Raw genomic sequence first — 13,306 nt, 5'->3', positions numbered from 1 at the left:
GCGTCAGTCCACCTTGTCGGCGAGGTCGCCCGCCAACCCGTCGAGCACCGACTCGGCACCCTTGCCGCCGTAGATCTCCTGGAGGGCGGCGGCCCAGCTGGTGGTCGCGTCGAAGAACTGGGCCTGCGGGGTGAACTGGATCTTCGTCTGGTCGACGACGGTCTCGAAGGTCTCGATGAAGCCGGGCAGGTGCCTCATCTTGTCCTTGTAGGCGCTGTCGTCGGCGATCGACTTCCTGACCGGGTCGATGTGGTTGTGGGTGATCGCGCTCTTGCGCAGATGCTCCTTGCCGGTCGCCCACTGCAGAAACAGCCAACTGGCGCTCTTCTTCTTGCTCTTGGCGTTCATGCCGAGCGACCAGATCCACATGTTGGTGGCCAGCGACCCGTCCGGCCCCTTGGGACCGGGATGGAAGGCGATCTTCCCGGAGGCGGGGCTCGCGCCCTCCACCGCCTGGAAGTAGGCGGCCGTATCGGCGTCGAACAGCATCCCGGCCTTCTTCGCGCCGAGGTCGCTGGAGCACTGGTACCAGGTGTACGACGTCCAGGACGGCGGCCCGCCCTGCTTGACCATGCCGGCCCAGTCCTCGGTGAAGGCGACGGCCTCCGGGCTGTTCATGGCGGGTGTGAGCTTCCCGCCCTGGACTGTGAAGTCCTTGAGCCCGTTGCGGGCGTACATCGTCATGAAGCCCGGGTGGATGGTCGCCCAGCTCCTCGATCCCCGTACGGCGATCCCGTACATGCCGTCGAAGCCGGCACCCGGCGCCTTCCGCTTGATGGCCCCGGCGATCTCGCGCAGCTCGTCGAAGGACTCTGCGGGTTTGAGACCGAGCTTCTTGAAGACGTCCGTGTTGTAGGCGACGACGTTGGTCTCCCAGCCCCACGGCAGGGCGTACTGGCCGCCCTGTCCGAGCGGTGCGCCCGCCTTCAGGGACCACTGGTCGGCCTGGAGGAGGTTCGGGAAGAAGTCGGCCTGGTCCCATTCGGCGCCGGTGGCCGAGGAGCTGCGCATCCAGGGGCCGAGGTCCTCCAGCCAGCCGGGTGGCCCGTACTGCCAGACCATGTACGCGCCGAGCATGAAGACGTCGTACGAGGCCCGGCCGCTGGACAGGTCGACGGTGAGCTTGTCGAAGTAGTTGTCCTCGGGGAAGACGTCGTACTCGACCTTGATGCCGGTCTTCTCGGTGAAGGACTTCAGGTCGGCGATGAGCGCGTCCGTGTACGGGTGCTTGTTCAGCAGCGCCTTGACGGTCGTGCCCTTCTCCCGCCTCCAGTCGAAGGAGCCGGTGACGTCGTCCGCCGCCGAGCCGTCGCTCTTGCTGTCGTCCCCGCCGAACCCGGCACCGCAGGCGCTCAGGAGCGGCGTGGCGGCCAGGGCGGCGCTCAGCGCCAGAAAGCGTCGGCGGTCGTGCGCGTGCGTGTCCATCCGTGACCTCCACGTGGGGCTCGGTCCGGTCCGGTGTTCGGGTTAACACGGCGAGTCGACTCGTTAACAGAGGGTGGAACGGCGGAAGTTGGGCGTCAATCCCTCGCGCAGGGGAAAATCTCAGTGCAGAGTGTGAAGTTCACGGATCCAGATGTGCGGGAGGCCGGATGACTGACGAGCATGAGGCCTGGCTGGGGATCGACCTGGGCACTCAGAGCGTGCGGGTCCTGCTGGTCACCGGAGACGGCACGGTTCTCGGCAGCGGCTCGGCGCCCCTCGCCGGGCGGCGGGACGGCGTGCGGCACGAGCAGGATCCGGGGGAGTGGTGGGAGGCGCTGTGCGTGGCGTCCCGAGCCGCCCTGCGGGAGCGTGCGCGGTCGAAGGCGCGCGTCGGCGGGCTCGCGGTGTGCGGGACCTCCGGGACCGTGCTGCTGACGGACGGGGCGGGGCGGCCGATGAGTCCCGCGTTGATGTACGACGACGGGCGCGCGACGGCGGAGGGGGCGCGGGCGCGGATGGCGGGGATCGGGGTGCAGGACACCTGGGCGCTGCCCAAGGCGCTGTGGCTGACCGCGTCCTACGGCCAGGGGCGGATCACCCATCAGCCGGACCTGATCGTCTCCCTCCTCACCGGCGAGCTGCCCCCGGCCGACTCCAGCCACGCCCTGAAGACCGGCTACGACCTGGAGCGCGACGCCTGGCCGGCCATGCTGCCCCGGCTGGGCCTGCCCGACACGGCGATCCCGGACGTCGTACGCCCCGGAACCCCGCTCGGCGCGATCTCCGCGACCGCCGCCGACGCCACCGGCATCCCCGCCGGCACCCCCGTCATCGCCGGGATGACCGACGGCTGCGCGGCCCAGATCGCCTCCGCCGCCCTGCGCCCCGGCTCCTGGAACTCGGTGCTCGGCACCACGCTGGTCCTCAAGGGCGCGTCCCCGACCCCGGTCCGCGACCCGACAGGCGTGGTCTACAACCACCGGGCGCCGGACGGGAGCTGGCTGCCCGGAGGGGCCTCCAGTGTGGGTGCGGGCGTGCTGACGGCGGCGTTCGCGGGCGCCGATCCGGCGGCCATGGACGCGCTGGCCGCCGCGTACGAGCCGTCCGGCGCGATCACCTACCCCCTCGTCTCACCCGGTGAGCGCTTCCCGTTCCTCGCCCCGGACGCCGCCGCGCTCGTGCTGGGCGAGCCGGAGTCGGACGCCGATCTATGGGCCTCGCTGCTCCAGGGCGTCGCCTTCACGGAACGCCTGTGCCTGGACTATCTGCACCACCTCGGCGCCCCCCTCGACGGCCCCCTCACCTTCACCGGCGGTGCCGCCCGCAGCCCGTACTGGAACCAGCTGCGCGCCGACGTCCTGGGCCGCCCGGCACGGGTGCCGCAGCAGACCGAACCGGCCCTGGGGATGGCCGCGTTGGCGGCGTACGGCACGGGTGCGGCGCCGGGGCTGGCCGAGGCCGCGGAGGCCATGGTCAGCGTCCGTACGACCGTCGAACCCCGCCCCGACCGCACCGCCCGCTTCGCCCAGCCGTACGCCCGCCTGGTCGACGAGCTGACGACCCGGGGCTGGCTCCCGCCCCCGGTCGCGGCGCACGCGCTGGCCCGGCTGGACGAGGATACTGCGCAGTCATGAGCACGAGCACCGGTACGACGCTGCTGCTGGCCCGGCACGGACAGACGGTCTGGCATGCCGAGAACCGCTATGCCGGGGTCAGCGACGTGGCCCTCACCGACACCGGCCGCGCCCAGGCCGAGGCCCTCGGCCGCTGGGCCGCCGCCCACCCGGTGGACGCGATCTGGACCTCGCCGCTCTCCCGTGCCGTCGCCACCGCCGACCCCGCCTGCCGGGCCCTCGGACTCACCCCGCAGCGCGAACCGGGCCTGCGCGAATGCGACTTCGGTGTGCTGGAGGGCCGTACGCTCGCGGAGTTCGCGGCCGAGGACGCGGCGGCCGCGGAGGCGTTCCGGACGGATCCGGTGGCCCACCCGTTCCCGGACGCGGAGGACCCTGCCGCGGCCGCCGAACGCGGCGCGGCCGCCCTGCGCCGGATCGCCGCCGCCCATCCCGGCGGGCGCGTTCTCGTCGTCGCCCACAACACGCTCTTCCGTCTGGTGCTGTGCACGCTGCTGTCGATCCCGGCAGGGGAGTACCGCAGAGTGTTCCCCCGGTTGCGCAACGCGGCGATCACCGAACTCCTGGTAAAAACAGACGGATCGGCCGCACTTCTCTCTCTCAATGTGCCGTGCGAGCCCGGTCCGCCGTAGCACGATGGGCGTATGACGGAGATCGACACCTCGGTACCGCACTCGGCCAGGATCTGGAACTACTGGCTGGGCGGCAAGGACAACTACCCCGTGGACGAGGCGGCGGGCGACGCGTACACCGCGGTCTTCCCCGGCATCGTCACCATCGCGCGCAGCAGCCGCGCCTTCCTGGGCCGCAGCATCCGGTACCTGGTGACGGAGGCGGGCGTCCGCCAGTTCCTCGACGTCGGCACCGGGCTGCCGACCGTGGACAACACCCATGAGGTCGCCCAGGGCCTCGCCCCCGAGTCGAAGATCGTCTACGTCGACAACGACCCGCTGGTCCTGGCCCATGCCCGCGCCCTGCTGACCTCGACCCCGCAGGGCGTGACGTCGTACGAGGACCTGAGCCTGTACGAGCCGGAGAAGATCCTGGAGGCGGCCTCCCGCACCCTCGACCTCTCCCGTCCCACGGCCCTGATCCTCAGCGGCATCCTCGGCCACGTCGCCGACTACGACCAGGCCCGCGCCCTCGTCAGCGGCCTCCTCGCCGGTCTCCCCTCCGGCAGCTACCTCTGCGTCAACGACGGCTCCCGGGGCACCGACCCGGACTACGAGAACGCCCAGGACGCCTACAACGAGACCGGTGCCGTCCCGTACTTCCTGCGCCCGGTCGACAGGATCGAGGCGTTCTTCGAGGGCCTGGAGCTGCTGGAGCCGGGCATCGTCTCCGTCCCGCTGTGGCGCCCCGAGCCGTCCGACGAGGAGCCCCGTCCGATCGGCCAGCACGGCGGCGTGGGGCGCAAGCCCTGACGCCCTTCGGCACATGGGAAGCCCCCGCGAGTCACGTCCTCGCGGGGGCTTCCTTCATTCCGCCTGCCGTTCGTGAAAGGTGAGAAGACGATCACGAGGCAGGACGACTCGTAGGGCCGTTCTCCGTCAGGGCGCGAGCAGCAGCACGTCCGCGCGGGACTTCGCGGCCGTGTAGCGCCGGGCCACGTCCTGCCAGTTGACGACGGCCCACATGGCGTCGATGAAGTCGACCTTCTGGTTCCTGTACTGGAGATAGAAGGCGTGCTCCCAGGCGTCGAACACGAGAATCGGCGTGGCACCCTGGCCGACGTTCCCCTGGTGGTCGTAGACCTGCTCGACGATCAGCCGTCCGCTCAGCGGCTCGTACGCCAGCACACCCCAGCCCGACCCCTGCGTGGTCGCCGCAGCCTTGGTCAGCTGCGCCTTGAAGCCCGCGAAGGACCCGAAGGACTCGGTGATGGCATCGGCCAGCTCGCCCACACCGTCCTGCTCCAGCGGCTCGCCGCCGCCTTCTCCGGTCATGTTGTGCCAGTAGATGCTGTGCAGGATGTGCCCGGAGAGGTGGAACGCCAGGTTCTTCTCGAGCCCGTTGATCGACCCCCACGACTCCTTGTCCCGCGCCTCGGCCAGCTGCTCCAACGTGTCGTTGGCGCCCTTCACATAGGCCGCGTGGTGCTTGTCGTGGTGCAGCTCGATGATCTCGGGGCTGATCACCGGCGCCAGCGCGGAGTAGTCGTACGGCAGTTCCGGGAGTGTGTAGACGGGCATGGAGGGTCCCCTCAGAGCTCTTATTGCAAGTAGCTTGCAACAACAAGCTAACAGCAAGAGGGGGGTGATGCGCGGTCGGGCCCGCGAATGGGGAAGTGCGCCCGTCGGTGGGTGCGAACTACTATCGGGACTCGTAGGAAGGGGTGCCATGGGTCCCGAGATCGCCGAACTCGCCCGTACTGCGGGCACGACGGTAGTGACGCTGATGGCCGGTCAGGCCTGGGAATCGGCTCGCGACGGCGTGGTCGCCCTCTGGCAGCGTTTCCAGCCCGCCCGAGCGGAGGCAGTTGGTGGCGAACTCGAAGCGACGCGCGACGACCTGCTCCTCGCTCGCCAGTCGGGCGACACCGACACCGAGTCCGAACTGACCGCCGAGTGGCAGGCGCGGGTGCGCCGGCTGCTCATCGCGCAGCCCGAGGTCGCCGAAGAACTGCGCCGCATCCTCGAGGAGCTGAGCCCACAAGGTCCCGATCGGCAACCATCGGTGGAGGTCCGGCTGCGCGCGGAGGTCTCCGGCAGTGGGCGGGTGTACCAGGCCGGCCGCGACCAGCACATCACCGAACGATGAGCGAATTCGGCGCACGGGCCTCCGGTCAGGGCCGGATCTTCCAGACGACCGGTGATCAGCACATCGAGGAGCATCACCACCACTACGACGTCGGCACCGCCCCCCTCGTCGGCCATCGGGCCGTCGGTTCCGGGGCCGTGGTCCCAGACTCCGTGCGCATGCCCCTGGTAGGCCGCGCCCCGGGCGTCCTGCGCGACCGCGATGAACTGCGCGAGGTACTCGGCGCGGCCGCTGCCGGGCCGGGCGGCGAGGTCCACGTCCTGCACGGTCTGGGAGGCTGTGGCAAGACCGCTCTTGCGTACTGGCTCTTCAGTGAGACGGTTCGCGACCATGGTCGGGTCGGCTTCTGGGTCAACGCCTCCGAACGGATGTCGCTGCGTGCGGGGATGCTGGCGGTGGCCGGCGACCGCGGGGCGGCGGCGGGCGAACTGGCTGCCGCGGCAGCCGGCCAGCGGGCGGCCGCCGATCTGGCGTGGCACCACCTGGACCACTCGGCCGACCCGTGGCTTCTGGTCCTCGACAACGCGGACGATCCCTCGATCCTGGAGGACGGGGCGTGGCTGCGGATCAGTCCCCGGGGCATCGTTCTGGTCACCACGCGTCACGCCACAACCCACCTGTGGCGTCAGCCAGGCATGACACGGCACGGCATCGGCGTCCTGCCGCTGGACGATGCGGCCCAGGTCCTGTGCGACCTCGCACCGGACGCCGGGGACCTGCGGTCGGCTCGCAAGGTGGCTGCCCGCCTCGGTCGGCTCCCGCTGGCACTCACCCTCGCCGGTTCCCATCTCGCGCACCAGCTACTGGAGTCGTGGACCATGGACGAGTACGACCGCAAGCTCGACGAAGCGTCGACCGGCCTCGTCGACCGGGGTGCCACAGGGTACGGCAGAGGGGAGTCCCGGCACTTGGTCAGTCGCACCTGGCAGTTGTCCCTTGACACCCTCGCGGCCAACGGACTGCCGCAGGCGACACCGCTGCTGCGGTTGCTGTCGTACTGGGCGGCGGACCCAGTGCCCTTGAGCCTTTTGGCCGGAGCGGCACGGGGGCAGGTGGAACTCGACGGCCCGCAGACCGGACTGCAGGCGGACTCTCTGGAGCCCGCACTCATGGGGTTGCTCGATCACTCGTTGGCCGAGATTGTCGAGGCGCGCGGGGTCCGGTGTGTACAGGTGCACGGGGTATTGCTCGACAGCGTGGCGGCCGGGGTACCAGAGGCACAGGCGACGGCGCTGGCCGAGGCGGCGGCCGACCTGCTGGAAGCGGCGTTGCCTGAGCATGGTGTTGAGTCGCCGCAGGTCCGCAGCCGACTCGCCCTGCTTGCGCCGCACGCCACGGCGCTGCTGCGACGGGCGCCGAGCGAGTCGACGGCCGCGCTAGCCGTTCGGACTGCCCGGCACGTTTTCGAATCAGGGGATTTCGCAGCCGCTCTGGAACTCGCTCCCGGCGTCGTGGCGCGCAGTGAGGAGGTGCTAGGGAACGAGCACCCCTTGGTCCTGGAAGCCAGGCATGTACAGGCCCTCGCCTTGTACCGGATGGGTGACTACGCCGCCTCGGAGGCTCTGGAGCGCAGCGTTCTTGAGCGCCGCGAACTCCTGCTCGGGCCGGATCACCCCGACACGCTGCGGAGCTGTCTGAACCTGACCTGGCCGCTCTTCCTGCGGGAACGGATCGAGGAGGCCGCGCAGTGGGCTTACCGGGCCCTCGAGGGCCAGCGGCGTGTGCTGGGGGAGGGATCGCCGGAAACGCTCTCGACGTGGACGTACGTCATCGAGCTGATGCCCTATCTGGAGGACGGTCATGAGTTTGAACTCGAGGCCGCCACGCTCCTTCGTACCTGTGAACAGGTCTTCCCTCCGGACCACGTCACAACCATGGCCGCGCGGCACAGCTATGCCGAGGGACTGAGAGTGCTCGGCCGGTACGTGGAAGCAGAGCCTCTCGCGCACAGGGTGCTGGCCGACCGGACCCGTTTCCAGGGACCTGACCACCCGCTGACTCTTTCCGCCCTATGCCTCAAGGCTCGGGTCGAACGTGGTCTGGGAAGGATCGACGATGCCGTAGTGACGCTCGGGGAGGTCATCGCACGCAGAGAACGGGTGCTCGGACCTGAGCACCCGTTCGTCGTGGAAAATCGTGAGTGGCTCGCCCAGTGGCAGGTTGAAGCCGAGGCCTGATCAGTCCTGGGCGCGCGTCCGCTGCCACGCGTACCCGACGACGGCCAGGAGCGCCGTCATCCCGCCGGTCGAGTACAGCTGCACCCGCGTGTCCGGCTCACGGGCCATCAGGACGAAGATCGCCGCCATGCCGGCCAGCGCGACCCAGGTCAGTACCGGGAAGGCCCACATCCGCACGACCAGCTTGTCCGGTGTCTCCCGCTCCAAGCGACTGCGCAGGCGCAGCTGGGAGACGGCGATGAAGATCCAGACGACCAGGATGACCGCGCCGATCATGTTGAGCAGCCAGGGGAAGACGTCGTCCGGGCGCCAGTAGCTGAGCACGACGCACACGAAGCCGAAGACGGAGGAGGCGAGAACCGCGATGCGCGGGACGCCGCCCGACACCCGGCCCAGTGCCTTCGGGCCCTGTCCCCGCTGGACGAGCGAGTACGCGATGCGCGAGGAGCCGTAGATGTTGGCGTTCATGGCGCTCAGCAGGGCGACCAGGACCACGACGTTCATCAGCTGGCCGGCGCCGGGGATGCCCAGGTGGTCGAGGGTGGCGACGTACGGGCCCTTCTCGACGACCTCCTTGGAATCCCAGGGGACGAGCGTGACGACGACCGCCATCGAGCCGATGTAGAAGAGCGCGATGCGCCACATGGCCGTACGGACCGCACTCGCCACGCCGCTGACCGGGTCCTCCGACTCCGCCGCCGCGATGGTGACCGTCTCCATGCCGCCGTACGCGAAGACCGAGGCCAACAGGCCGATGATCAGTCCCTCGGTGCCGTTGGGGAGGAAACCGCCCTCACCGGTGAGGTTCGCGGTGCCCGGGGCGTCCGTGCCCGGCAGGACGCCGGCGATGGCCAGGCCGCCCAGGACCAGGAACAGCGCGATCGCGCCGACCTTCAGCGCGGCGAACCAGAACTCGAACTCACCGAAGTTCTTCACCGCGGCCAGGTTCGCGCCGCAGAAGACGACCATGAAGAGGGCCACCCAGGCCCACTCGGGGGTGTGCGGAAGCCAGGTCGTGACGATCTTCGCGGCGCCGATGCCCTCCAGGCCGACGGCCGTGCAGAGCAGTACCCAGAACGACCAGCCGGCCGTGAAGCCCGCCCAGGGGCCGATCGCCCGCTCGGCGTGCGAGGAGAAGGAACCGGAGGAGGGGTACGCGGCCGACATCTCGCCGAGCATCCGCATCACCAGCATCACAAGGAGGCCGGAGACGACATAGGCGATGACGATCGAGGGGCCGGCGGCGGCGATACCGGCTCCGGACCCGACGAACAGGCCCGCGCCGATGACACCACCCAGGGCGATCATCGACAGGTGACGCTGCTTGAGACCGTGGGAGAGGGAGACGTCGTCCGCTTTCGCGGGCGTCTCGGTGGTGCTGTTCTGCATGGGCGCGGCTCGTCCAATGCGTGAGAGGGCAAAAACGTCCACAGTCTGGACAGCCTCTCCGTTCAGAAGGAGAGGCTGCCCACTATGCGGACACTTGCCGCACTCTGAGTGACGAGATCGCTACGCGGCGACGGGCGTGTAGTGCGACGCGTCCCCTTCGATCGAGTGGCTGGCCTTGCCCTCGACGCCGACCGGCACGTCACCCGCGACGGTCACCCGGTGCAGGCGGCGCGGCAGGCCGTCGTAGTTGTCGACGGCGTAGTGCTGGGTGATGCGGTTGTCGAACACGACCAGCTGGTTCTCGGACCAGCGGTGGCGCAGGATGTTCTCCGGCCGGGTGACGTACGCCTGGAGCAGGTCGAGGATCCTACGGGACTCGCCCGGCGACAGGCCGACGATCCGCTGTGCGAACCCGCCGATGAACAGGCCGCGTTCACCGGTCAGCGGATGTACGCGGACGACCGGGTGGACCGTGCGGTACTTGATCGACGTGAACTGGGCGCGCTGGGCGGCCTGCCGCTCGTCGACCTCCTCGTCCGGCACGGCGTAGTCGTAGTCGTTGGTGTGCTCCGCCCACAGGGTGTCGGCCAGCTGCCGCAGCGGCTCGGGCAGCTGGCGGTAGGCGGCCGCCGAGCTGGCGATCAGGGTCTCGCCGCCGTACGGCGGGATGGTGACGCTGCGCAGGGTGGTGGCCTGCGGCGGGTTGAGGACGAAGGTGACGTCGGTGTGCCAGTGGTTGGCGGCCCGGCCGCGCTCGCTGTCGACGGGCAGGACGTTCGGGACGCCGTCGACGGAGGAGACCGTCGGGTGGGCGGTGGTGACGTCGCCGAAGTGGCGGACGAAGGCCTGCTGGGTCTCGTCGTCGAGGTTCACATCGTCGAAGACGAGCGCCTTGTGGACGTTGAGGGCCTCGCGGAGAGCGGCGACGGTGTCGGAGCCGAGGGGCCCGGAGACGTCGACGCCGACGACGCGGGCGCCGATGTTCCCGGTGACCTTGTGGATTTCGATGCCGGACATGGGCGGGTCCTTTCAGACGAGGGCGTTTTCCCGGACGGTGTACTGGTTGGCGGGGCGCGGGAGTCCGTAGCGCTCGCGCAGGGTCCGGCGCGGGCCGTACTCGCTGCGCAGCAGGCCGCGGGCGCGCAGGATCGGGACGACGTGGTCGACGAAGGCGTCGAGGCCGGAGGGGAGGACCGGCGGCATGATGTTGAAGCCGTCGGCGGCGCCCTGCGTGAACCAGGTCTCGATGGCGTCGGCGACCTGCTCGGGCGTACCGGCGAAGGTGAGGTGACCGCGGCCGCCACCGAGCCGGCCGATGAGCTGCCGGACGGTGAGCCGCTCGCGCCGGGCCAGTTCGACGACGAGGGTGTAGCGGCTCTTGGCTCCCTCGATGGCGTCCTCGGACGGCAGGTCGGCGGGGAGCCCGGCATCCAACTCCAGGGTCCCCGGCTCCAGTTGCAGCAGGCTCTCCAGCCGGTCCACCCCGTGCGTGTACACGATGTGGTCCTCCAGCCGCTGCTCCAGGTCGTGCGCCTCCGCCTCGGTCGAGCCGATCACCGGAACGATGCCGGGCAGCACCTTGATGTGGCCGGGATCGCGGCCCGCTTGGCGGGTACGTGCCTTGAGGTCGGCGTAGAAGGCCCGCGCGTCCTCGATCGTCTGCTGCGCGGTGAACACCGCCTCCGCGTACCGGGCGGCGAAGGCCTTTCCGTCCTCGCTCGACCCCGCCTGCACCAGCAGCGGGTAACCCTGCGGTGTGCGGGGGACGTTGAGGGCTCCCTCGACGCTGAAGTACGTCCCCCGGTGCCGGGGCGGATGGATCTTGCCGTCGTCGCCCCATACCCCGGCCGCCTTGTCGGCGACGATCGCGTCGTCCTCCCAGCTGTCCCAGAGCTTCAGGGCGACATCGAGGAACTCTGCGGCACGGGCGTACCGCTCGGCGTGCGCGGGTTCGGCGTCCAGCCCGAAGTTGCGGGCGGCCTCGGCACCGGCGGTGGTGACGATGTTCCAGCCCGCCCGGCCGCCGCTGATGACGTCGAGGGAGGCGAACTTGCGGGCCAGGTTGTAGGGGGAGTTGTAGGACGTGGAGGCGGTGGCGATCAGGCCGATGTGCTCGGTGGCCGTCGCCAGCGCGGTGAGCAGCGTGAGCGGTTCCAGGGCGCCGGCGGGCCGCTGGGCGAGGTTGCTCCACAGCTGGGGGCCGTCGGCGAGGAAGAGGGAGTCGAACGTGCCGCGTTCGGCGATGCGGGCGAGGTGCACGTAGTGGGCCAGGCTCACATGCGCGTACGGGTCGCTCTCCGGGAGCCGCCAGGAGGCCTCGTGGTGGCCGGTGTTCATCAGGAACGCGTTGAGGTGGAGCTGTCTGGTCATCAGTGGTCCTCTGTTACGCCGAGCGCGGCCAGCAGACGCTCGCGGTACTCGCCGAGCAGCGGGTCGCGGTACGTCCGTGGATGTGGTCGGTCGATGGTCAGGTCGAGGCCGATACGGCCCTGGTCGAGCACGAGCACCCGGTCCGCGAGCACGATCGCCTCGTCGACGTCGTGGGTGACGAGCAGCACCGAGGGCCGGTGGTGTTCCCACAGCTCCCTCAGCAGGTTGTGCATCTTGATCCGGGTGAGGGCGTCCAGGGCGCCGAACGGCTCGTCGGCCAGCAGGAGTTCGGGCTCACGGACGAGGGAGCGGGCCAGTGCCGCGCGCTGCTGCTCGCCGCCGGACAGCTCGTTGGGCCAGGCGCGCTCGCGGCCTTTCAGCCCGACCTCGGCGAGGGCCTCGCGCCCCTTCCGCTCCGCCTCCTTGCCCTCCAGCCCGAGGAGGACGTTGGCCAGGATGCGACGCCAGGGCAGCAGCCGGGAGTCCTGGAAGACGACCGACACCCGGTCCGGGGCGGTGAGCTGTCCGCTGCCGGTGACCTCGTGGTCGAGACCGGCGACCGCTCGCAGCAGGGTGCTCTTGCCGGAGCCGCTGTGCCCCAGCAGAGCGACGAACTGGCCGGCGGGGATGTCCAGGTCGATGCCGTCGAGAACGGTGCGTGCCTCGAACGAGCGGGTCAGCGCGCGGAGCTGGACGGCGGGACGGGTCAGCTGCTCAGTGTGCGGCGCCACGACAGCACCCTCCGTTCGATGAGACGGACCGTGCTGTCGGAGATCAGACCGAAGATGCCGTAGACGACGAGGCCGACGAGGATGACGTCGGACTGGCCGTAGTTCGTGGCCTGGAACATCATGTAGCCGAGGCCGCTGGTGGCGTTGATCTGCTCCAGGACCACCAGGCCCAGCCAGGAGCCGGTCACGCCGAGCCGGAGTCCCACGAAGAACCCGGGCAGCGCCCCGGGGATGACGATCTCCCGGATGAAGCGCAGCTTCGACAGGCCCTGCACCTCGGCGAGCTCGACGAACCGGTTGTCGATGCCGGACAGGGCGGCATGCGTGTTGAGGTAGATCGGGATGTACACGACGATGGCGATGATCGCGATCTTGAAGGTCTCGCCGATGCCCAGCCAGAGGATGAACAGCGGGATCAGACCGAGGGTCGGGATGGCCCGGTTGAGGTTGACCGTGCCGTCGATCAGCGCCTCTCCGGTGCGGGTGAGCCCGGAGGCGAGCGCCAGCACGACACCGGCGGTCAGACCGATCGCGAAGCCGGACGCGGCCCGCTGCAACGAGGTGAGGATGTCGGTGATCAGGGTCCCGTCGCTCCACAGCTGGGCGCCGGTCTCCACCACCGTCCAGGGTGCGGGTATCGCGGCGGGGTCGAGCGCCTCGGCGGCGGACGCGACGGCCCACAGGGCGAGCACCAGCAGGGGTCCGGCGAGCCGGGCGGCGGGGAGGCGTTTGCCTGGGGCGAGCCCGCGGCGGCGTTTACGGGGCCGCTCGTCGGAGGTGACGACGGCGGCGGCCTTGTGCAGGGTGGTCGTGGTCATGG

The 13,306-nt window shown here is 70.1% G+C and carries 12 protein-coding genes; 5 read left to right on the top strand and 7 right to left on the bottom strand.

The window, feature by feature from the left end:
- Window positions 1-3: 3 nt before the first annotated feature.
- Window positions 4-1,425: an ABC transporter substrate-binding protein gene (locus ACFQ6S_RS19465; RefSeq protein ID WP_383410822.1), complete on the bottom strand. Its 1,422-nt coding sequence runs from the start codon at window positions 1,423-1,425 to the stop codon at window positions 4-6.
- Window positions 1,426-1,592: 167 nt separating this feature from the next.
- On the opposite strand from ACFQ6S_RS19465, the gene ACFQ6S_RS19460 reads away from it, so the two are divergent.
- From ACFQ6S_RS19460 to ACFQ6S_RS19450, 3 genes are read left to right on the top strand one after another with little or no spacing between them, the layout of a single operon-like run.
- On the top strand, window positions 1,593-3,059 hold the full coding sequence (locus tag ACFQ6S_RS19460) for an FGGY-family carbohydrate kinase (protein WP_383410819.1): 1,467 nt from the start codon (window positions 1,593-1,595) through the stop codon (window positions 3,057-3,059).
- Window positions 3,056-3,691 carry a histidine phosphatase family protein gene (locus ACFQ6S_RS19455; protein ID WP_383410817.1) on the top strand — a complete coding sequence of 212 codons (636 nt, stop codon included), beginning with the start codon at window positions 3,056-3,058 and terminating at the stop codon, window positions 3,689-3,691. The genes ACFQ6S_RS19460 and ACFQ6S_RS19455 overlap by 4 nt, the downstream gene beginning before the upstream one ends.
- A gap of 12 nt (window positions 3,692-3,703) precedes the next feature.
- Window positions 3,704-4,483, top strand: a complete 780-nt coding sequence (locus ACFQ6S_RS19450) for an SAM-dependent methyltransferase (RefSeq protein WP_383410815.1) — start codon at window positions 3,704-3,706, stop codon at window positions 4,481-4,483.
- A 126-nt stretch (window positions 4,484-4,609) separates the two neighbouring features.
- Here ACFQ6S_RS19450 and ACFQ6S_RS19445 read toward each other — a convergent pair whose 3' ends face one another.
- Entirely contained in the window at window positions 4,610-5,251 is a 642-nt protein-coding gene (locus tag ACFQ6S_RS19445; protein ID WP_383410812.1) for a superoxide dismutase, read from the bottom strand.
- Window positions 5,252-5,399: 148 nt separating this feature from the next.
- Between ACFQ6S_RS19445 and ACFQ6S_RS19440 the strand changes: the two genes are divergently transcribed.
- A complete protein-coding gene (locus ACFQ6S_RS19440; protein WP_383410810.1) occupies window positions 5,400-5,819 on the top strand; it encodes a hypothetical protein in 420 nt (139 codons plus the stop codon).
- Between the two features lie 158 nt (window positions 5,820-5,977).
- Window positions 5,978-7,996, top strand: a complete 2,019-nt coding sequence (locus ACFQ6S_RS19435) for a tetratricopeptide repeat protein (RefSeq protein ID WP_383410807.1) — start codon at window positions 5,978-5,980, stop codon at window positions 7,994-7,996.
- Here ACFQ6S_RS19435 and ACFQ6S_RS19430 read toward each other — a convergent pair whose 3' ends face one another.
- The 5 genes from ACFQ6S_RS19430 to ACFQ6S_RS19410 all read right to left on the bottom strand — a co-directional run bounded on the left by ACFQ6S_RS19430 (window position 7,997) and on the right by ACFQ6S_RS19410 (window position 13,304).
- On the bottom strand, window positions 7,997-9,385 hold the full coding sequence (locus ACFQ6S_RS19430; protein WP_383410804.1) for an amino acid permease: 1,389 nt from the start codon (window positions 9,383-9,385) through the stop codon (window positions 7,997-7,999).
- A gap of 120 nt (window positions 9,386-9,505) precedes the next feature.
- Window positions 9,506-10,402, bottom strand: a complete 897-nt coding sequence (locus ACFQ6S_RS19425) for a TauD/TfdA dioxygenase family protein (RefSeq protein WP_383410801.1) — start codon at window positions 10,400-10,402, stop codon at window positions 9,506-9,508.
- Window positions 10,403-10,414: 12 nt separating this feature from the next.
- Complete coding sequence (locus tag ACFQ6S_RS19420; RefSeq protein ID WP_383410798.1) at window positions 10,415-11,755, bottom strand: LLM class flavin-dependent oxidoreductase; 1,341 nt, start codon at window positions 11,753-11,755, stop codon at window positions 10,415-10,417.
- A complete protein-coding gene (locus tag ACFQ6S_RS19415) occupies window positions 11,755-12,486 on the bottom strand; it encodes an ABC transporter ATP-binding protein (protein WP_383410795.1) in 732 nt (243 codons plus the stop codon). Before ACFQ6S_RS19415 ends, ACFQ6S_RS19420 begins: the two co-directional genes overlap by 1 nt.
- On the bottom strand, window positions 12,462-13,304 hold the full coding sequence (locus tag ACFQ6S_RS19410; RefSeq protein WP_383410792.1) for an ABC transporter permease: 843 nt from the start codon (window positions 13,302-13,304) through the stop codon (window positions 12,462-12,464). The genes ACFQ6S_RS19415 and ACFQ6S_RS19410 overlap by 25 nt, the downstream gene beginning before the upstream one ends.
- Window positions 13,305-13,306 lie beyond the last annotated feature (2 nt).

Source organism: Streptomyces sp. NPDC056479 (assembly GCF_042795335.1).
Taxonomy (GTDB): domain Bacteria; phylum Actinomycetota; class Actinomycetes; order Streptomycetales; family Streptomycetaceae; genus Streptomyces.
This window is presented reverse-complemented; position numbering and strand designations above follow the sequence as displayed.